This is a genomic window from Bradyrhizobium sp. LCT2, from assembly GCF_009931255.1.
GTDB classification, from domain to species: Bacteria; Pseudomonadota; Alphaproteobacteria; order Rhizobiales; family Xanthobacteraceae; genus Bradyrhizobium; species Bradyrhizobium diazoefficiens.
The window spans coordinates 2043984-2063141 of sequence record NZ_CP034432.1 but is presented as its reverse complement, the minus strand read 5'-3'; the positions used below and the strand labels follow the sequence as shown (position 1 = coordinate 2063141).

At 59.7% G+C, this 19158-nt stretch carries 17 protein-coding genes and 1 pseudogene; 3 read left to right on the top strand and 15 right to left on the bottom strand.

The genetic code is table 11. The features are described from left to right. Position 1: 1 nt before the first annotated feature. Positions 2-1384 (bottom strand): IS110 family transposase, encoded by a 1383-nt coding sequence (locus EI171_RS10365; RefSeq protein ID WP_161533276.1) that lies wholly within the window; start codon positions 1382-1384, stop codon positions 2-4. 227 nt (positions 1385-1611) lie between these two features. Between EI171_RS10365 and EI171_RS10360 the strand changes: the two are divergent. Then, positions 1612-2487: pseudogene (locus EI171_RS10360) on the top strand (IS3 family transposase); the annotation flags it as partial. 79 nt (positions 2488-2566) lie between these two features. Here the strand turns inward: EI171_RS10360 and EI171_RS10355 are convergent. From EI171_RS10355 to EI171_RS10335, 5 genes are all read right to left on the bottom strand, one after another. After that, positions 2567-2833 carry a transposase gene (locus EI171_RS10355; protein ID WP_161533275.1) on the bottom strand — a complete coding sequence of 89 codons (267 nt, stop codon included), beginning with the start codon at positions 2831-2833 and terminating at the stop codon, positions 2567-2569. Positions 2834-2913: 80 nt separating this feature from the next. Continuing rightward, positions 2914-3069 carry a transposase gene (locus EI171_RS46680; RefSeq protein WP_161533274.1) on the bottom strand — a complete coding sequence of 52 codons (156 nt, stop codon included), beginning with the start codon at positions 3067-3069 and terminating at the stop codon, positions 2914-2916. Positions 3070-3718: 649 nt separating this feature from the next. Continuing rightward, a complete protein-coding gene (locus EI171_RS10345) occupies positions 3719-5170 on the bottom strand; it encodes a M4 family metallopeptidase (RefSeq protein ID WP_371740532.1) in 1452 nt (483 codons plus the stop codon). 250 nt (positions 5171-5420) lie between these two features. Beyond that, entirely contained in the window at positions 5421-6764 is a 1344-nt protein-coding gene (locus EI171_RS10340; protein WP_161532339.1) for an IS1380-like element ISBdi2 family transposase, read from the bottom strand. 677 nt (positions 6765-7441) lie between these two features. After that, entirely contained in the window at positions 7442-8719 is a 1278-nt protein-coding gene (locus tag EI171_RS10335) for a M20/M25/M40 family metallo-hydrolase (protein WP_161533272.1), read from the bottom strand. A 1386-nt stretch (positions 8720-10105) separates the two neighbouring features. On the opposite strand from EI171_RS10335, the gene EI171_RS10330 reads away from it, so the two are divergent. Together EI171_RS10330 and EI171_RS10325 are read left to right on the top strand one after the other, a co-directional pair. After that, the gene (locus EI171_RS10330; RefSeq protein ID WP_161533271.1) at positions 10106-10591 is read left to right on the top strand and encodes a prepilin peptidase; all 486 of its coding nucleotides are present in this window, start codon (positions 10106-10108) and stop codon (positions 10589-10591) included. Between the two features lie 345 nt (positions 10592-10936). Beyond that, a complete protein-coding gene (locus tag EI171_RS10325) occupies positions 10937-12280 on the top strand; it encodes an IS1380-like element ISBdi2 family transposase (protein WP_161532335.1) in 1344 nt (447 codons plus the stop codon). A 362-nt stretch (positions 12281-12642) separates the two neighbouring features. On the opposite strand, the gene EI171_RS10320 is transcribed toward EI171_RS10325, so the two are convergent. From EI171_RS10320 to EI171_RS10280, 9 genes are read right to left on the bottom strand one after another with little or no spacing between them, the layout of a single operon-like run. After that, positions 12643-13272, bottom strand: coding sequence for a general secretion pathway protein GspN (locus tag EI171_RS10320; protein ID WP_161533270.1), 630 nt, complete (start codon positions 13270-13272; stop codon positions 12643-12645). A gap of 13 nt (positions 13273-13285) precedes the next feature. Continuing rightward, the gene (gene gspM / locus EI171_RS10315; RefSeq protein ID WP_161533269.1) at positions 13286-13849 is read right to left on the bottom strand and encodes a type II secretion system protein GspM; all 564 of its coding nucleotides are present in this window, start codon (positions 13847-13849) and stop codon (positions 13286-13288) included. After that, the gene (locus tag EI171_RS10310) at positions 13846-14907 is read right to left on the bottom strand and encodes a PilN domain-containing protein (RefSeq protein ID WP_246740484.1); all 1062 of its coding nucleotides are present in this window, start codon (positions 14905-14907) and stop codon (positions 13846-13848) included. Before EI171_RS10310 ends, gspM begins: the two co-directional genes overlap by 4 nt. A 2-nt stretch (positions 14908-14909) precedes the next feature. Next, entirely contained in the window at positions 14910-15848 is a 939-nt protein-coding gene (locus tag EI171_RS10305) for a general secretion pathway protein GspK (RefSeq protein ID WP_161533267.1), read from the bottom strand. Next, a complete protein-coding gene (locus EI171_RS10300; protein ID WP_161533266.1) occupies positions 15848-16576 on the bottom strand; it encodes a type II secretion system protein J in 729 nt (242 codons plus the stop codon). The genes EI171_RS10305 and EI171_RS10300 overlap by 1 nt, the downstream gene beginning before the upstream one ends. After that, positions 16576-16965 carry a type II secretion system protein J gene (locus EI171_RS10295; RefSeq protein ID WP_161533265.1) on the bottom strand — a complete coding sequence of 130 codons (390 nt, stop codon included), beginning with the start codon at positions 16963-16965 and terminating at the stop codon, positions 16576-16578. The genes EI171_RS10300 and EI171_RS10295 overlap by 1 nt, the downstream gene beginning before the upstream one ends. After that, positions 16958-17419 (bottom strand): prepilin-type N-terminal cleavage/methylation domain-containing protein, encoded by a 462-nt coding sequence (locus EI171_RS10290; protein ID WP_161533264.1) that lies wholly within the window; start codon positions 17417-17419, stop codon positions 16958-16960. Before EI171_RS10290 ends, EI171_RS10295 begins: the two co-directional genes overlap by 8 nt. After that, entirely contained in the window at positions 17412-17924 is a 513-nt protein-coding gene (gene gspG / locus EI171_RS10285; protein ID WP_161533263.1) for a type II secretion system major pseudopilin GspG, read from the bottom strand. The genes EI171_RS10290 and gspG overlap by 8 nt, the downstream gene beginning before the upstream one ends. 21 nt (positions 17925-17945) lie before the next feature. Further along, entirely contained in the window at positions 17946-19157 is a 1212-nt protein-coding gene (locus EI171_RS10280) for a type II secretion system F family protein (RefSeq protein WP_161533262.1), read from the bottom strand. Between the last annotated feature and the right edge of the window lies 1 nt (position 19158).

The following is a 19158-nucleotide window of genomic DNA, read 5'->3' as shown; positions in this document are numbered from 1 at the left end:
CCTAAGAAACAGCATCGCCGACGTTCGGCTCCAAGGGCTGGAGAACGAAGCCGAATGCCTTGGCACGCCGATGCAAATTGTTGACCACTCGCGTCCGGTAGCGCGTCTCGTAGGACGAGGCCCCGGGATCGACATAGTCCATTCCGTATCGCACAGCATTGTAGAACAGAACTGCGATCTTGCGGGCCGTGGCGGTCACTGCCTTGGCCTTACCGATGCGCGATGAAAGTCGCCTGTAAAAGGCGCCGAGCGCAGTATTGGTGCGTCCGACGGTGACGGCAGCAAGGCGCAGAAGCGCCGCCGCCCGGCCGCCGGATCGGCGCGTTCGGGACGAGAGCCTTTTGCCGCCGGAGACCTTGTTGCTCGGCGCCAGTCCTAGCCAGGAGGTAAAATGCTTTGCACTTGGCCACGAGGAGAGGTCGTCACCGCATTCAGCGATCAGCTTCAGCGAGAGGTAAGGACCGAGGCCGTCGATCGTGGTGATGTCTTTTCCCAGCAACGCGAATAGCGCCTCGCGGACGTCGAAAGCTAGAGCGTTCGCCTGATCGGTTCGATTCCGACGCAGCGAGGCCGGCGGTGCTGGTCCATGACCACGACCGCGATGGTTGCTCAGTTCCTTCAACACGGCTTCGATCCGGGCGTCGCAGGCAGATGCCTTCTCGTGGTAGGTGTCGTAAAGCGCAAGTGCCTGCTCGAGCGCAAACAGATGCTCGGCGCGGTAGCTCCCGGTGAGCGCCTTCGCAATCGTCTCGGCACTGGAGTGGCAACTGTAATGGCGCAAGCACGCCAGCGCCTCGGGATCGCGCTCGCCGGCAAGGATCGCGCGTATGATACGCAGGCCGGTCGCGCCGGTGATGTCGGCGACGACGTGGTGGAGCTGAAGATTCATCTCCGTCAAGGCCTTCTGCATATGCTGGATGTGTGAGGCCGCGTACTCCAGCAGACGCTCGCGCTGACGCACGTAGGCTCGCAGCTCGGCAATCTGCCCTTTGGGCTGAAAGCTGGCCCGCAGCAACCCGAATGAATGGAGCCGCTGCAGCCATTGCGCATCGCTGACATCGGTCTTACGCCCCGGCACGTGCTTGGCATCCCGCGCGTTGACAAGAAACACCGTAAATCCCCGGGCATCGAGAAGCTCGAAAATTGGAATCCAGTAGACGCTGGTCGATTCCATGACGACGGTCTCGACGCCGCATTCCGTAAACCAGTCGACCAGCCGATGCAGATCGGCCGTGAAGGTACCGAAACTGTGGACTGGCTCCGGTGCGCGATCTGCCCTAACGGCCGCCATATGCATGGTGGCGCCAACGTCGATGGCAGCCGCGTTCGGGTGCACCATCGGCATCTTACCGCCGTCCTTCGACTTCGATCTTTTGGGATTCATCTGTAGTTCCTCCTGACTCCGGCGGAAGGGCTGGGCTGCGCAATTCATTCAAATTCCTAAACGGGATCGCCGAGATGGCGTCACCACTCTCAAGTGCGCAACAGCCCATGGACCAGGTTTTTTGACGGGGTCACGTGCCACCAAAATCGTATCGGCCGCTCCCTTCCGGCCGCAGTCTAGCGGTTGCCCGTTTCTATCCCACAGGGGGCGCGCAGCGTCGCGCATAGTTTTTTAGAAGGCGCGCTCACCAAGGCGGGATGGCTGAGCGCAAAGCGATGATCGATTGTGAACACGATCTACCGATCACCAAGCAAGCAGAGATTTTGAAGGTCAGCCGCAGCAGCGTGTACTATCTGCCGCGTCCAGTCTCTTCAGCCGACCTCGAGATCATGCAGCGTCTCGATCGGCTGCATCTGGAGTATCCCTTCGCCGGTTCGCGTATGTTGCGAGGCCTGCTGGCTTTGCAGGGGTGCAAGATCGGCCGCCGGCATGTGAAGACGCTCATGCGGCGGATGGGGATAGAGGCGCTCTATCGCCGCCCGCGCACCACCAAGCCCGAGCCCAGTCACAAGATCTATCCGTATCTGCTGCGCGGCATCGAGATCACGCGGCCGAACCAGGTCTGGGCCATGGACATCACCTACATTCCAATGGCGCACGGCTTCGTTTATCTCGCCGTGGTGCTGGACTGGGCGACACGCCGTGTTCTGTCGTGGCGGCTGTCGATCACGATGGAGGCGGCCTTCTGCGTCGGGACGTTGGAGGATGCTCTCGCTCGTCATGGCAGGCCGGAAATCTTCAACACCGACCAGGGTTCGCAGTTCACGGGCGCGGCGTTCACCAGTCTGCTTGCCAGCTACGGCATCGCCATCAGCATGGATGGCAAGGGGGCATGGCGGGACAACGTGTTCGTCGAACGGCTGTGGCGCAGCGTCAAATACGAGGAGGTCTATCTGCGAGCCTATGAAAACGTCAGCGAGGCCCGTAACTCGATCGGCCGGTATCTCGACTTCTACAATCGCCGTCGCCCACATTCGAGCCTTGACGACCGCACCCCGGATCAAGCCTACTTCGATCTTCCTCCGCTCCGCGCGGCGGCCTAACCCCGGCAGACGCTCCACTTATCGACGCGGAAGTTTTGTTCAGACAACCGGGACCAGTTCACGGCTCGCATGTTGCCGATCAGCTCACGCCGAACAAGGTGCGGGAGACACACCGCTTACAAAGAAACAACAGGCTCGGGCTGATGTCGTGTCGCCGCGCCACCCCGGAAGCGCTTGCACCCGGCGCAAAACTCTCCGCGACAATCGCCGCTTTCGCATCGGTCGACCAGCGCCGTCGTCGGCCGGTCCCCGTGATGATCTCGACGCGCCGCAGCGTGTCGGAGCCGTCCTCAAGGATAGGCGTATGCCTATCCTTATCGCCATCCTTACAACTCGCTCTTGACATGGTGACCTCGTGACAAACCTCTCCACGAGATCTTCCTAGCCGACTAGATCAACCCTCAGTGCGTGGTCGCCAGATGACGCTCACGCGCCACTCGAGATCGGAGCCGCCGCAGGCGTGATCTCAACCGGAAAAAGCACCGGCGCGGCATCCCCGCTCAACTTGCCTTCGCGCGCCAACCGGCGCCACGTGAACAATTGACTTGTCGACAGCCCGTTACGTCGTGCCGTAACCGACACCAGACGTCGCCCGCCATAGCTCTGCTGACGATCCGCTGCTTTTCTTCCAATGTCCAACGGCGTCGAGCGCCTGTCGAGACGACTTCAAGTCGGGAAACCTTCGAAATAGGCATCTGGTCAGTCGTCAGTCATGCGCCTATGTCTTCATCCTCCTTCAAACCGCACAAGGCGGTCCTGCCCGGCCTGCCCGGAGCGCCCACCCCGAGCTACAGGCCGCCTCCGTGGGCCCAAGAAATTGAACCTTCGCCGGCTCCGATGAGGGCATGCGGCTGCGATCTATACCTTGATCGCACGGCCAAGCTCCACGAGATCTATCCACAGGCTAGGCTCGCCGACGTGCTGGCCCGCCTGCCGGATCATCGCGCCAAGCGCATGTCCTGGGAATTGTCGACCTCAGAACGTGGCTCACGCCGCATAAGCGCGGACGACGTACCCCGCACGATGGACATAGGCCGACATTTCCGGACGCCCGAACCGTCATGACAGGCTTCTCATCCTGGAAGCGCGCACTCTCTACGACAACTCCACGCGGCACCCGAAAGGAGCGCTGGAGTTTTTGCTGCATGGCGCTGATTCTTCCCCAATCAATGCGCTGGAGATCCCTCGGGCCCGAACGAGATCTGGTCCGGGCCTGGGAAGCCATACGCCATCAGTTTACCGAGCCGGCAGCGGCCCGGCCAGAGACACAGGCCCAATGTGGTTTGTCTTCAAGCAACTTCCCGGCGGCCTGGGATGCAGCCATCGCGCAACTAATCCCTACTTGATCAAATGCAAAGACGATATCTTTGGTTTGATACTTCAGCTTATCCGCTGCGCGGAGCACCCCTTCGGCACCATTTTGAAACGTGGCGTTCAACGTCCAGTAGTCTTGATTCGCGACAACAAACGTGTGGAATGCCTTCCTGATATCCCAACCAGAGCGTTTCGATAGGATACAAAACACCTTGTTATAAATTCCACTAGAATAGTGAACCTCCAGTCCATCGTAGTATTTGGAGACGTGGTCTATAGACACGCCATCCTGTGGCGGGTCGCACATATATCGCAAGGACGTGCCAGCTTTTTGGGTAACATCCGCCCCCACGGTCAAGTCAGGCCCCGATCTTCCGAATGTATCGCCATACTTCTGGAAGTAATAGGACTCGGCAGCCTCTCCTGCCATGTCGGAAAACGACTCATTCATTCCACCTGACTGGTACTGATATTCGAGGTTCGAATTCTGCTCTGTGAAACCATGCGACACTTCATGGGCAACAACATCCAAGCTCACGAGAGGATAGAACATCGTTTTCCCATCGCCAAGCGTCACTGAGCTGCCACTCCAAAATGCGCCGTCCTTATTCTTGGAGTAGTGTACGCGCAAATGCAGTTTCTGCTTCAAAGGACTGACGCCGTACCAGTCCCTATACATGTCCACAACAACCTTCCCGAAAAATTGGGCATCATTGAGCGGTGAGAACGCGCCATTGATATCATCCCCTGCGTTGTTGTAACACCTAAACGCAAAAGGCTCGTTCGTACCTTCGTCAGAGAAGTTCATGTGCTCGGTGAAAACATCTGGGCTATCCATTTGACAGATGCTGCCCTGCTCGTTCACTTCGAAGGGCGGAACGGTTTCGCTTCCATAGGTGTATTGGCCAGTCTTGGCATTTCCGCCAGGCCCCGTTCCTTTTTGGGCGTGTTGTAGGTTTTCATAGGAACTCACCGTTTCGCCTGTGATAGCGTCGATAAACAACACAGGACGTGTTGGGCGTGGAGCTGCTGTTCCGTCCCGGACAGTTGTAAAGAACGACGTGCGGTACACAAGCCGGACCTCGCCATTCTTTTGAACGAGATACACGAGATCGGCCTCTTCATTTTTGTAGCTGCTCCCGCGAAGCGTAGGAGCAGAGGAGAGCACAATCTCCTTAGCTTTTTGAAGCGCCTGCTGTTTGGTGATCTTGGCGGTCAGGGCCGGACCTAGATCGTAGGCGGCAGTTCCGCTTAAGGCAACAATTCTCGTGCCATCAGCAGATCTCTCGGCAACGATCTGCGGGCCCCACACGGGAATTCCGTTGTGCTGCTGCTCAAGGCGGAGGGTGGCGCCGGAACGGTTAGGCAGCGCCTTAAGCGACGAAGAAGTATCGAGTTCGAGTAATCCGGCAACGGAGGCCTCAGGTGATCTTCCTTGAGCTATTTCACCTAGCCCGTCCTATTCGTGAGAGTGCGGCTTTTGGGCCCGATTGATGCGGCCGCACATCTTGTCTGACGAGGCGCACAGGATTGCCTTCGGCTTTTCGCCGCCTGACGACCGGTACTTTGCAACGCGCTTGAGGGATGGGTTGGGCGAACGGGGGCGGACGCCCCGCCGGTCAAGGACCGAGCGGCAGCAGCGCGCCGGGCAAGCCGCAGATCAGGTCGGCTTCGGGACATGCCGCGGCAAACGCAAGGCGAATGCGGCTCGTGGTCTCGACGACACGGGCGGCGATTTTCAAGAGCCGAAGACGCAGCGTCGCGAACTCGGCAGCGGCCAATTCCCGGGCTTTGGGAATGGCGTCGCGTACGGTCAGCATCAGCCAATAAGCGGCCGTATGGAGCACGAGACGGACCTGGTTGGCGAGCGCCGAACGGCAGCTGGTGCGATCGGAGGCGAGCTGCGTCTTATGCAGCTTGATCAGATTCTCGGCTTGGCCGCGCGCGCAATACAGGCTGTCGTAGATCCACTCGGCCGAGCCGACATCGAGGCTGGTGACGACGAAGCGGATGTCGAGGCCGAGCATCGTCGCCTCAATACGGGCGACAGTGCGCCGTTCGCGATCCCAGGACTTTGCCTTGTGGCGCGTCTCGGTATAGCCACGCAGAACCGGCAGGTTCTCGATGGCGCGTCGGGTGCGGATGTCGTCGGCGACCTCGTCGACTTTTCTGGCGAGAGGCTTGGTGCCGGACAGACCGAAGATGTAGTCGATGCCGTTGGTCTCGCACCACGCCATTGCCTCCGGCCGGGCATAGTGCCCGTCGCCACGGAACGTAATTTGCGTGTTGTGCCATCGCGTCCGGATATGCCGTACCAGGCGGCGCAGATGGGCACGCACCTCGACGCCGCCCGGCGTCTTGCCGGGCCGCAGCACGACGGCCACGGGCCGGCTCTTCTCCGTGTCGTAGACGTGGATCGGCAGGAAGCAGCGTTCGTCATAATGAGCGTTGAACAGCGAGAGCTGCTGATGGCCGTGGACGACGTCGCAGGTATCATCGATGTCGAGCGTGACGGATGCCGGCTCGCGCGGGTAGCTATCCATCCATGCGTCGACCAAAGTGTAGGTCAGCCGGATCACGTCGCGCAGGCGCGGAGCATTCTCCAGCCGCGACAGCGTCGGCTGGGAACACAAATCCCGGCCCGTGTCCGGTAGGCGACCGCAGGCCAGTTTGAATGCCGGATCGGACCTCAGATGATCGAGGTCGTCGGCGTCCTCGTAGCCGCAGCAGATCGCGAACATGCGCGCGCGGAACATATCGACCAGGCTGTGCACGACCCGCGTCGGATCGCGCCGATCCGGGAACACCCGGGCCAGATTGTCGGCCAAACCGAGACGCCGCTCGGCCATCGCCAGAAGCATCACGCCCCCGTTCGAGGTTAGGCGCCCACCATCGAAGGCAGCTGTGACTTTCTTGGCGTGAACGGCTGGAAACGAGAAGGGCGCAATCGTATCGTCGGTCATGGCGGGCGTGGCGTTCGCGGTTGGAGGTGATGGGGTGGCTTCGCAACCGAATCCTACGCCGCATCAGCGCTTTACCCCTCAGGCGCACTCTTACGAATAAGACGGGTTAAGTTGAAGAAAGATTGAGTGACTCCCGATCATTTCTGTGCCGAAACGTGGAGTCGCGGTCGTGCCGCGTCCAAAGAAACCGGCGCGAGCGGCCTATTAGACGCGGTAGGTGATCAGCCTCCGAAACGAGACTATCAAGCATGAAGAGATCGAGCGCGAGGCAGAGGTTTTATTTGTGTTGAATTCTTGCTTCTCGATAGTGGTCTGAAATCGTATCATCGGTCATGGCGGGCGTGGCGTTCGCGGTTGAAGGTGATGGGGTGGCTTCGCAACCGAATCCTACGCCGCATCAGCGCTTTACACCACGCTCGCCAGCCTCTCAGGCGCCCTCTTGCGAATAAGACGGGCTAGGGGACCGGTTTGAGGTACAACCTTGTTCACCTCACGAATCTCGGCGGCGGTAGCTGACCCTAGCGAGGCACTCAATACAAAGCACGCCAGTGCGTGGATACGGTTATGACGCATGACACTGTCCTCAAGCTCGATTAATCGCTTCGCTGCGCTGAAAGTAGCGAACGTAATTGCTGCGATCTGGCTCAACCTGCATATTCATTGTCATCTCCCCTTCATCAGTTGCGATAGCTCTCACGACCATCGACGCCTTTTGCTGTTTCGATCACAAACTCAATTGCAAGCTTGGCGAAGCGCGCGGCTTTTGTTGCATCCAACTTGGAGACCACGTCCTCCGAAGTGTGAATGTATGGATTGATACCTTCGAGCGGAGCCTCGAAAGGCCAGGCTGCGCGGATGCCATTTCTCGTCCACGAGGCATGATCAGAGCATGCGTAGCCGCACTTAGTTTCACCGTGCGTGATCGCATGAGCACCAGAATGGTTGTATTCCTTTAGGAGCTTAGTGAGAAAACCATTTAGTTCGGGGCTGGTGTAATCATCGTTCACCAGGTAGATGTCCCGGGGGGACCGGTCGGCATTGAAGCCGGTCATGTCAAGCTGCAAGGCCGCAATTACCTTTTGCCCTTCTTTGCTGTATCTGTCCGCGATTTCTGCGGAACCTCGGAGCCCTACCTCTTCTGCCGAGTAGGCCATAAACTTAATGGTCCGCTGCGGTTTGAATCCCGTTTCCATCAGCACACGAAGCGCCTCTGTGACGACCGCGACTCCGGATGCGTCGTCGTCAGCACCAGGCGCGTTCTCTTTGGGGTTCTCTTTATTCTTATTAATTGAGTCGATATGCGCGCCAATCACCACTATTTCATCCGGCAGGGACGCGCCTCGGATTGTTCCGATAACCGAGTTCTGAACCCAGCCGTGCGAAAATAGCGCGACTGTGAAGTCTGGACGCTCCTGTCCCATGCTCTCCCATTCTCTACGAACAAACTCAGCCGCTTCTTGCCCTTTGGACGTTTCGAAGTGTCGCGTCCCGAAACCTTGGAGCATTGTGATCGTGCTGAGGATCTTATCGCCCTTAACCCGATCAAGGGCTCGGCTCACGATACTCTGCTGATCAAGCGTCTCCGGAAGGGAAGCTAAGTAGCGAAATCCGGGCTTGTAAGCTGGGTTGTCCACCTCCTTGAGGGCTGCCTCGCGCGACGCGTGAACAGTGAAGCCGCCGCAGCGTGGGCATGCGCTGCGCATCCAATTAGAAAACCTGTCTAAGTCTTTCTCAGCGATGTCAGCAACGGACATGCCGTTGATCACTTGAAACGTGGGAGCAACGAGATCGTCAGCAACTGATTGGCGGCTCGCAAGAGACCGCTGCGCGGCAGCTGCCGCATTGTCGCCAGTGACAACCCAAAGCCTTGAGGATTGTGCATAAGTACAGGGACTGCCCACCAGCAACATGGCTAAAGCAGTTAGAATTGTCTTCGAGCAACTCATTCTTTTCATGCCTACTCCTTTTCGCCGACGCATGAGCATGCCGATGACGCAACCGCGCTACGCACGGTTTGCGGCGGCTGCCGGACAACCAGTCGTCCAGCGATGACTCGCGGCCGGTCCGCTTGAGGTTGATGTCCTTTGCGAGAATTGCTGTGGTCGTGCGAACAGAGCAAGCGGCGTGCCAAATCGAAATTCCAACATTACGCGTGCTTCGTAGCATCTGGGTGCGTCGAAGCTCGATATTGGGCTAACCTGACAATCGGCACGGCTAGTGACCGACATTCGTTGCAGCGTTAGCGACGGAATTGCGACTATTCAGATACTGTGCAATCGGTGCCGCTGAGCGCACCGAGTTGCAGGACCGGCAGCCCGGCCATGGGGATCCGCGCCATCAAGTTCTGTTGAAATGGAGAACCAAGCTAGCCTTGGCGCCATTCTCAAGGTCCCGCAAGTAGCCAGCTTTGTGCTCGTGTTGGATCGTTCAGAACGAGCCGCGCTCACGGCGGGTTGCGCCAGCAGCAACTGAACGCCGGCGAGCGCTTTGTAATGGCCGGGCGGGCAGTTGTGAGAGGCCTTGTCCTGCTCAGCCGCCCGAATTGCTGCTACTAATTGAAACAGGACCGCTCGCATGAGAGCAGGCCTAATCAAAAACCTAGTCGAACTCGGACGGCTGCCAGCGTTGCCGTAGCGACGCGGATCATATTCTCACTGCGGCATATTCCGCTTGTGGCAGGGGGATCCACTCGAGACCTAGCCAAGACCTCGTTGCAAATGCGCGTGCGATCAATAGATGATCCCCGCAGATGGGGCTGCCAGCGCTACATTCTCCGGACGTGCCGCTTGCGGGGAGGAGTATGAAAATTGTAATGCGGCACTGCCGATGGCCTGGATCGCCGTCGTTGTCGAGGGGGACTCAATCGAGACGAAACTATTCCTTTCCGCCGCGGCCCAGGATCTGCAGAGCGGTCGAGTGAATGTGTCGCTGATACCGAATCCTCGTCGGGACTGCCCTTGTTCGGTCAAACCAGGGATGCCGACCTGCGGTTAGCTGGTTTGTGTGTGACGAAACCGCCGGTCCCCCTCCGGGGCGAATGACGACTACGCATTCCCACGCCGCTGCTGTGCGCGGGGTACCGTCACCCAGCCTTTGACCGTAGGCGACCGGTGCAAGCAGTGTCCCGCCTCAGTCATTGCATGCCGGTTGCGGCCCGGCTAAGCTCGTAGCGTGCCTATGTGCATCGCAATTACATTCTCATTTGCCGAACCGAGTTCAGGTGGCAACGCGCACCGTCTGGCCACCCCGGTGCTCGGAAGCTGGATCGCCGCGGTCGATCTTGGTGGCCAGCCCCGCTCGCATTGTGAGCCGCCGCTCCGTGTCGTCATGCCGCCCCCTTCATGACAGACTTGACTAACACTATTTGCTACGCGCTGCTGCTGTTCGCGTGTGGCTGGCTGATCTGGACCGATCTCCGCCATGGCATCATCCCTGATTGGATCAACGGCTTGATCGCAGCGCTGGGACTTGCGAGGACGTTTGCAATGGAGGGGGCTCTTGGTCCACTGATCGCGGGCAGCCAAGGCCTGATAATCGCTGCCCTGCTCCTGCTGCTGAGAGTACTCTACTTCCGTTGGCGCAGCATACAAGGGCTCGGCCTTGGTGACGTCAAGTTCCTGGCCGCCGCTACGCTTTGGACTGGACTATTCGACTTGCCGATTCTGTTGCTTGCCGCAAGCGTCGCGGCGCTGTTCGTCGTACTCTGTCTCCATGTTGTCGGGCAAGGCGTCACCGCACGAACGTCGATCCCGTTCGGACCATTTCTGGTCGTTGGCCTACTCGTCGTGCTTGCTGTGCAGACAAGTTTTGCAAGTATCCCTTTCTAAACTATCAATTTATTGGATGGTTTTTTCCCGCCAGGCAGAATACGTCGGACATTCACGGCGCGACAACAACGCGCCGTGCTGCCTCGCCTACAACCGCTCTGGCGCAAGAGAGGTCACATAATGATGAAAATTGATGTCAACGGCGATTGCGGCATTCTGAAGGTGTTTTAGAGATCCCGAGCAACAACATGCTCACGACTAGCTCCTGGACCTTGACGAATTAGCCCGTCTTATTCGCGAGAGGGCGCCTGAGAGGCTGGCGAGCGTGGTGTAAAGCGCTGATGCGGCGTAGGATTCGGTTGCGAAGCCACCCCATCACCTTCAACCGCGAACGCCACGCCCGCCATGACCGATGATACGATTCCGCCCTTCTCGTTTCCAGCCGTTCACGCTAAGAAAGTCTCAGCTGCCTTCGATGGCGGTCGGCTGACCTCGAACGGGGGCGTGATGCTTCTGGCGATGGCCGAGCGGCGTCTCGGTTTGGCCGACAATCTGGCCCGGGTGTTCCCGGATCGGCGCGATCCGACGCGGGTCGTGCACAGCCTGGTCGATATGTTCCGCGCGCGCATGTTCGCGATCTGCTGCGGCTACGAGGACGCCGACGACCTCGATCATCTGAGGTCCGATCCGGCATTCAAACTGGCCTGCGGTCGCCTACCGGACACGGGCCGGGATTTGTGTTCCCAGCCGACGCTGTCGCGGCTGGAGAATGCTCCGCGCCTGCGCGACGTGATCCGGCTGACCTACACTTTGGTCGACGCATGGATGGATAGCTACCCGCGCGAGCCGGCATCCGTCACGCTCGACATCGATGATACCTGCGACGTCGTCCACGGCCATCAGCAGCTCTCGCTGTTCAACGCTCATTATGACGAACGCTGCTTCCTGCCGATCCACGTCTACGACACGGAGAAGAGCCGGCCCGTGGCCGTCGTGCTGCGGCCCGGCAAGACGCCGGGCGGCGTCGAGGTGCGTGCCCATCTGCGCCGCCTGGTACGGCATATCCGGACGCGATGGCACAACACGCAAATTACGTTCCGTGGCGACGGGCACTATGCCCGGCCGGAGGCAATGGCGTGGTGCGAGACCAACGGCATCGACTACATCTTCGGTCTGTCCGGCACCAAGCCTCTCGCCAGAAAAGTCGACGAGGTCGCCGACGACATCCGCACCCGACGCGCCATCGAGAACCTGCCGGTTCTGCGTGGCTATACCGAGACGCGCCACAAGGCAAAGTCCTGGGATCGCGAACGGCGCACTGTCGCCCGTATTGAGGCGACGATGCTCGGCCTCGACATCCGCTTCGTCGTCACCAGCCTCGATGTCGGCTCGGCCGAGTGGATCTACGACAGCCTGTATTGCGCGCGCGGCCAAGCCGAGAATCTGATCAAGCTGCATAAGACGCAGCTCGCCTCCGATCGCACCAGCTGCCGTTCGGCGCTCGCCAACCAGGTCCGTCTCGTGCTCCATACGGCCGCTTATTGGCTGATGCTGACCGTGCGCGACGCCATTCCCAAAGCCCGGGAATTGGCCGCTGCCGAGTTCGCGACGCTGCGTCTTCGGCTCTTGAAAATCGCCGCCCGTGTCGTCGAGACCACGAGCCGCATTCGCCTTGCGTTTGCCGCGGCATGTCCCGAAGCCGACCTGATCTGCGGCTTGCCCGGCGCGCTGCTGCCGCTCGGTCCTTGACCGGCGGGGCGTCCGCCCCCGTTCGCCCAACCCATCCCTCAAGCGCGTTGCAAAGTACCGGTCGTCAGGCGGCGAAAAGCCGAAGGCAATCCTGTGCGCCTCGTCAGACAAGATGTGCGGCCGCATCAATCGGGCCAAAAAGCCGCACTCTCACGAATAGGACGGGTTAGCACGCTTACCGGAAATCTGATCGAGAACGTCGTCACGGCACAGGCGAGTCGAAATCGCTGGGCGCTCGGGCATTGAATCCATGCAGCGGAGAAGCGTGCAAAGGCAACACGCATTCAATCCGCGACTTCGTAGATTGACAATAAGACGGAACACAGGCGTTGTTTGGGAGGACCGGATGTTGGATCGGACCACTACTGCAGTTGTCGAGGTCCCAGCTCCTGTTCGGCGGCCGTCGAGTTCAAGGGTGATAGCTGGATCTCTCCCTCACTTCCTTTTCCAGGATGGGGCATAGACATGATCGCCTTCTTGGAGGGGTTTTCCAACATCACCTCGCGAGCACGCACCTCGCGTAGGACCCAGCCATCATGCTGTTCGCCGACCCTCATCCGAAGCGACAACTTGCTGGACTGATCGATGAAGATCCCGAAGCTCTCGAGCCCTCCTACAACGGTTCCAACCAGCGAGAGCGCCGGCTTCTCCGGTCTCTTGGAGGACAGCGGAGGCACGGGCACAGCGGCAATGGGCGTCGACACGGGAAGAACCAGCGCCCGTCGTGAGGGCGAGAAGATGGGACGATCGCGGGTAGCGGATAGCCGGGTCAACGGAATCCCCCACAAGGGATTGGCACTGGATGCGGCCTCTTTCGGCGCCGGCACCGAATTGACGGTCAATAGCGAGGGCTCAGGCTTGTCGACTCCTGCACGACCCTCCCGCTGCCCTATCGAACCAGTGTCCGTCACTTCCTCGCTTTTCACAGCCGCTATGGCCGCGCAGACCGACAGGTTTGTTATGGCTAATACGACGGCGGCCAACCGGATCATTTGATAGGACGCATCATTTGCGTTCCTGCCATTGGCCCGATACCGTCAGCGAAACGCGCAGCTTTCCTGGCGGGGTGGTCGTGACGGTCAAGAACGTCTCGACCAAGAGTTGCTCCACAAAGAGGAATGGAAGACCGGCTTCCAGATCATAGAGCAGTTGCTGTAAGGCTGGTTGTTCGATCTCGCAACTCGTCACTACACTAATGAAGCCTGCTTTCGAATGGTTACCCTGCAGTTCGACCTCGGTCGACAGAACGTTGCCCCCAGTTTTTGTGACGGCGCCCACCACCCTTTGCACCAGTGCAGCGCCTGCAAGGGTCACAGTCTTTCCTTCGAGAAAGGCCGAGCCGCCAGGCCCGGTCAGATTAGGCTCGCCGCGGCGATCTGGCCGAACCGCTCGTCCCTCGAACTGAGCCAATAGCTCTCCAGTGTCGTGGAGCTGGTCGTATCGCGCAAGTAGATCGGTGATGGCGCTTGCGATTACCCAGAGGAAAGCGAGAACTACGATACCATAGCCTGACGCGGCTGCGGCAGGTGATGACCGAAATGCCACCTGAAAGAGAGCGGATCCCCTCATGTGCTTCCCCTGAAATAGGCATTCACATGAACCTCGATGTGAAACCGCTCGCCGGGCTCGTTTGATGATCTGGTTGTCGGCGCGAAAAATGCGGCTCGGCTGAACTGCGGCGACTGCTCGATCAGCTGGATCAGCGTCGGGGCGTCCTGAGTCAGACCAACCAGTTGCAGCCGATCGCCCTCGACACGCAGTTTGGTGACATAGGTACCATCGGGCAGGATGCTCGAAAGATGATCCAGAACCACCACCGTCGCTGGCGTAGTCTGCTTACGCCGAGCGAGCAGCGCGTCGGCAGTTGATGCAGCGTCGCTCGGATCGCTCTTGACTGCTGCCCGCTGACGCGCGATCGTGCTGCGCAGTTCTTGCAATGCTCCGTCTGCTTTGGTGCTGAGCACCATGGTTATTATCAGCACCAATGCAGTCGCAGTCCCAGCGCCGAGCAGAAAAAACTTCAGGAGTTTCGCGAGGTCTCGGCGACCGGAGATTGCCGAACGAAGACCTGCGCTGAAAAGCGTAATCGGTTGCAAGGACAACTCGCTGTGAGTATGGATCGCGACTGTGGCAGCTCCGACATGATCCGCGAACTGGACCAGCGGCTCTACCGTGGCACGCGACACCGCCGCTAAAATGAGGCCGATGCGTTCCTTGGGTGCCGACTGAGGCTCACTAAAACCAAAGAGCGCCTGTTCGGCACTCCAGGGCGTTAGTCGATCGATCTGTGAACGGATCATTCCATTTAGAAATGGTTCTGCCTGCTTTGGAAAGTCGAGCTGCCGAACCAGAACTTGGTTTGGGGCGAGGTAAATGTCCATTACGCACCCGCGCAGTACCCCAATCCAGTTGCTTGGCAGGGTATGGTCGCCGGCCAGCCGAACTTGGGCATTCTCTGGCCGCAGCTTGCGTGCGGAGTGCTGCAGCAGCTGTAGCGTCAGCCCGTCCGCTCCGTTGTGCCAAGCGCTTACCCGCCGGCGCCGGTGGACACGGTTCGCGATCGCTTCAAGAGCGCTAGCCACCGCGGCACACCACGCGTTAAGCGCCGTTTCGATGTCACTTGCCATCTTCATGCCCCACGGCGCGCGCCGCGCGCGTCGTGTGTTTGCGCGCCCTCGTCCTCGTGCGACAGAACTCGATAAGGCAATTTCCCTTCGCCCAATTCAATTACGACCACCGACGACCGCCGCCGACCATCGGCTGCCTCTAATGACACACGCAACCTCCACGCGTTGCTCTTGCCCGCGATGACCCTGGCACTTGCGGGTACCAGCGCCTGCCCAATAGCAGCCGGGTCGGCGGATAACGAGTCTCGTGACGCGAGGAAATCCTTCAGGATTAGCGGCGTCATTCCCGGAACTGAAGCGACCACCTCCGCCGGGGCGGCCAAGATGTCTATCCCAGGCGAGCCGCTGAAGACGGTGACAAACGGCATCACTCGGTCAAGCAACCAGGACGGCGGCCCCAGCACCAGCGGTAGCTCGTCGACATGGACGAAGGGGGCCAGCCTCGGACCATATTTACGTCCCGCCGCTGCATAAAGCGCCTCTTCCGATCGCGCAGCCGCCTTATCCACCGGCTTGGTACGCCACGATACCACCCTATCGGCGTAATCCTGCGCCGCTTCGGCGTCTGCGCCAAGGATATTGAAGAGATTGGCGATCATCTCCTTCGGCGCGGCATTGAGATCGACTCGGGCGGCCTCGGTTAGGAACGAGACCGCCACAACGTCCCCGCCGATCCGGATGCTGAATCCACCGCGCCTTGGCCGCTCCTCATTTTTAGCCATGAGCAACTGATAAGCCGCTAGCTCAACGCCGGCAGCGACCAACGCTTCTGCTTGCAAGGCGTCATCATCAATCCGCAAGACTCGCGCCGAGTTCGAAAGGTACTGTGAGAATACCACGATGAGCGCGGCCAAGGCTGCTAGAAACCACAGCACCGCCACCAGGATGAAGCCATCCCGAGGGCCAGCCTTGCGTGACGATTGCCCTTTCGATTGCAACATTAATCGCTCCGCGCGCCACCGAAAGCGGCCTTCGGACCCTGCTGTGGCTCGTCCGACCTCGAGCTAACGCAGTCCCTCTCGCCTTCAATACATCCCGCAACCGGAGCATCGACATGAATCCGGGCCACCCTCGACATTATGGCTAATCCGCCCCGACTACGATCGAGAATAGTCAAGCGAACGGCAGTAGGAAGCCGACCCGCCTCATGCCAATCCGACCACCAAGCGAGGCTCGCATCCGCATAGGCAAAGGACAGTCGGAAGGGAGGAGTAAGCAGCACCACTCGATCGGCGAAATGCAGAGTTTCGGAAAGTGAAACGCCGACGGGCAAAGGTGTGAAAGGGGTTCGCGAGCGCACGAGCGCAACATCGGGTCCGTTAGAACTTTCGCCAATCTGGACGATGTCAAGGCCAGGCTCGACATTCGGTCCAATCGCCTTGCGAACAAACGTCACCCCCAGCTCTCCCCCTTCAAACAGCGGCCGCGTCTGGTCGCGATTTGACGGGACAAACTCCGCTGCAGAAAGATCGTTGGCTATTCGGCGCAGGGCCAAACCGAGCATCTCCGCACGTTGAACACGATTGACGCCGCGATTCCACGCCGGAAACCATTGCGACGTCATCGTCGCGAGCACCGACATCACGAGCCCCGCGACAGCAAGCGCAGCCAGGGCCTCGATCAGGGTGAAACCGGCCCGCTCCTCACGATATTCTGATGCCGCACACATCAGCCTGCAGTCCGCGCCAGTCGCACTGTGCGCACATCGACGACGGCGCCCGATGCCGAACGGAGACGCAGCTCGACCATGCGAGGAATCCAGCCCGCCTGACCGGCGGCGACGTCCCAACCCGTCCCGATCGGCGCAACCAGAACAGTCCACTCGCCAGAGGCGGACGCACCGCGCAATGTACCGGGTAGCAACCGATCACGGCCTGGAACCGCGGTGACAAGAGCCGCGCTCGCCTCTTGGATGACTGCGACCCTCTCCTCGATCTTACGAACGGCACGCATATTGGTTGATACGACCGTGCCAATTAACCCAAGTGACAGGCTGAGCACCGCGAGCGCGACTAGCATCTCTATCAGAGTGAAGCCAGCGTCACTCTCTTCAGCCATTGATGAGGGAACGAGAGACAACCTCAATCCTCCCAGTCAGCCAGTCGATCCTGATCTCGAGACGCAGGTCAGCCCGCCAGAGTGCAATCGCACCACCGCAGGACAGGCCGTCGGGAAAGAAACTGATCGTCGATAAGACCGGACGTTGGTTGCAGCTGCGTGGCAATATCGCCTCGAATTCGACGTCGTCCGGCACCTGGACAGCAGCGGAGCTGGCCCCCGAACGAATCGCCCGGCCTCGCGGATCAACCAGAGTATCCACCCTGACGCCACCGCCGACCGACATCGCCCGGTCAGCTTTCAGGATCGAGGCGGCCGCAAGAGCATAGGCCTGCAGCCTTGCCTTGGAGGTCTGCCGCGGCACGAACGGCAATAGCACGGCTACGATCATTCCGGTGATCGCGAGCATGCAAACCACCTCCAGCAATGTGAAGCCGCGTTGACCATCACTCATTGCGTGCACTCGTCTGCGCACCGAGCATAATGTCGGCAGCCGTACCGCTACCTCCCTCCTGACCGTCGGCGCCAAAGGATATGATCTCGTATGGGCCGCGCTCGCCGGGGGAGCGATAAACATAAGGCGTATTCCAGGGATCGACGGGGATCGCGCCACCTCTCAGGTACGGGCCATTCCAGGCCGTAATGCCGGCGGGCTGGCTCGCCAAGGCGCGTAACCCTTCTGATGCCGTGGGATAACGACCCGCATCCAGATAAAAGAGGTCCAGTGCGCTCGCGAAGCTCTGCAACTGGATCTTGGCTGCCTTGACCTTGGACTCCCCGAGATAATTGAGGACCCTTGGTCCGATCAGCCCCATGATCAGGCCGATGATGGTGATCACAACCAGCATCTCGGCCAATGTAAATCCGCGCTCGCCTTCGGAGACCTCCACTGGAATACGCCATATAAGTCTCGATTGGTATGCACGACGTTCCGCGACCGGCTGGCATTCTGTTGTCATGCTGATCTCCTCTGCGCTTCGTCAGTCGACGAGCTGCGTGACGGAAAGCAGCGCCGTCATGACCGAAACGATCAGGCCTCCGACGACAATACTGATTGTCAGTATTGCGGCTGGCCCGACCATTCCCAAGACACGATCAAGGCTGCGCTGGAGTTTCGCCTCATAGAATTCCGCGATGCGGCCGGCCAGCACCGGCAATTCGCCGGTCTCCTCGCCCAGCCGTAGCATGCGAACCGCCATGGGCGGGAGCACGTTGGACTCTGCAAGCGCTTGCGACAGCTTGCCGCCGTACCGAACGCGATCAGCCGCTTCGATCCACGGGGCAGGAGACGAGGTTACGGACATCACGTCGACGAGAATGCGCTGCGTTGCGGTGAGATTAACGCCACACCCCAACAACAGTCCCAAGTTCCGACAGAACAGGCTCGTGCGGTGGAAGACGAAGATTCTGCCAATTCCAGGCAGCGTTGCAAGCGCAGCAACGATCGAAGCACGCACCTTCGTCTGCCGCATGAGCCACCAGCCCCCGGCCAGGACGAACGCGCCTGAGATCAGCAGCAAAGCGCGGTTAGCTCGCATCAGATCAGAGGCTTCCATGAAGAAGCCAAGTGCCGGGTCAGCGCGGCCGCCGAAATCGCGCAGCACTGATGAAAACTGTGGCAACACAGCCAGAATGAAGAACAGCATAACGCAGCCCGCTGCAAGCAACACGAAAATCGGATAATGCATGGCATCACTGAGCTTCCGCCGAGTTGCCTCAGCCCGATCACGCTCCGCGGCCAGAATCTCAAGGACTTGGCTGAGCGTACCAGAGGCTTCACCGACCTTCATGAGTGCGCCATACATTGACGGAAACAGATCAGGTTGCGCGGAAACTGCATCGGTAAAACTTTCGCCGCCAAGCACGGCCAACCTCAATCGTGCAATCACCGGCCGCAGCCGGCCAACATCGCAATCGCCTGACAGCAGATCAAGAGCGTCATCAAGGCGCGCTCCTGCCTTCAGAAGCAGCGCAAGGTCGCGCGTGAAACTCGTGACCTCGGCGTATGAAGGACGGTTAGGCCAGAATCCGCGGCGAAATACCGACGCGGAACGGGCCTCCTCTACGGCTTCAATCGGTAGCAGATGCAGAGATGAAATCCGGCGCTCGGCCTCTGCTTGCGTCGATGCCACCAACGAGCCGGCAACGATCTCTCCGAACTGAGTCAATGCTCGATAGCGGAAACTTGGCATA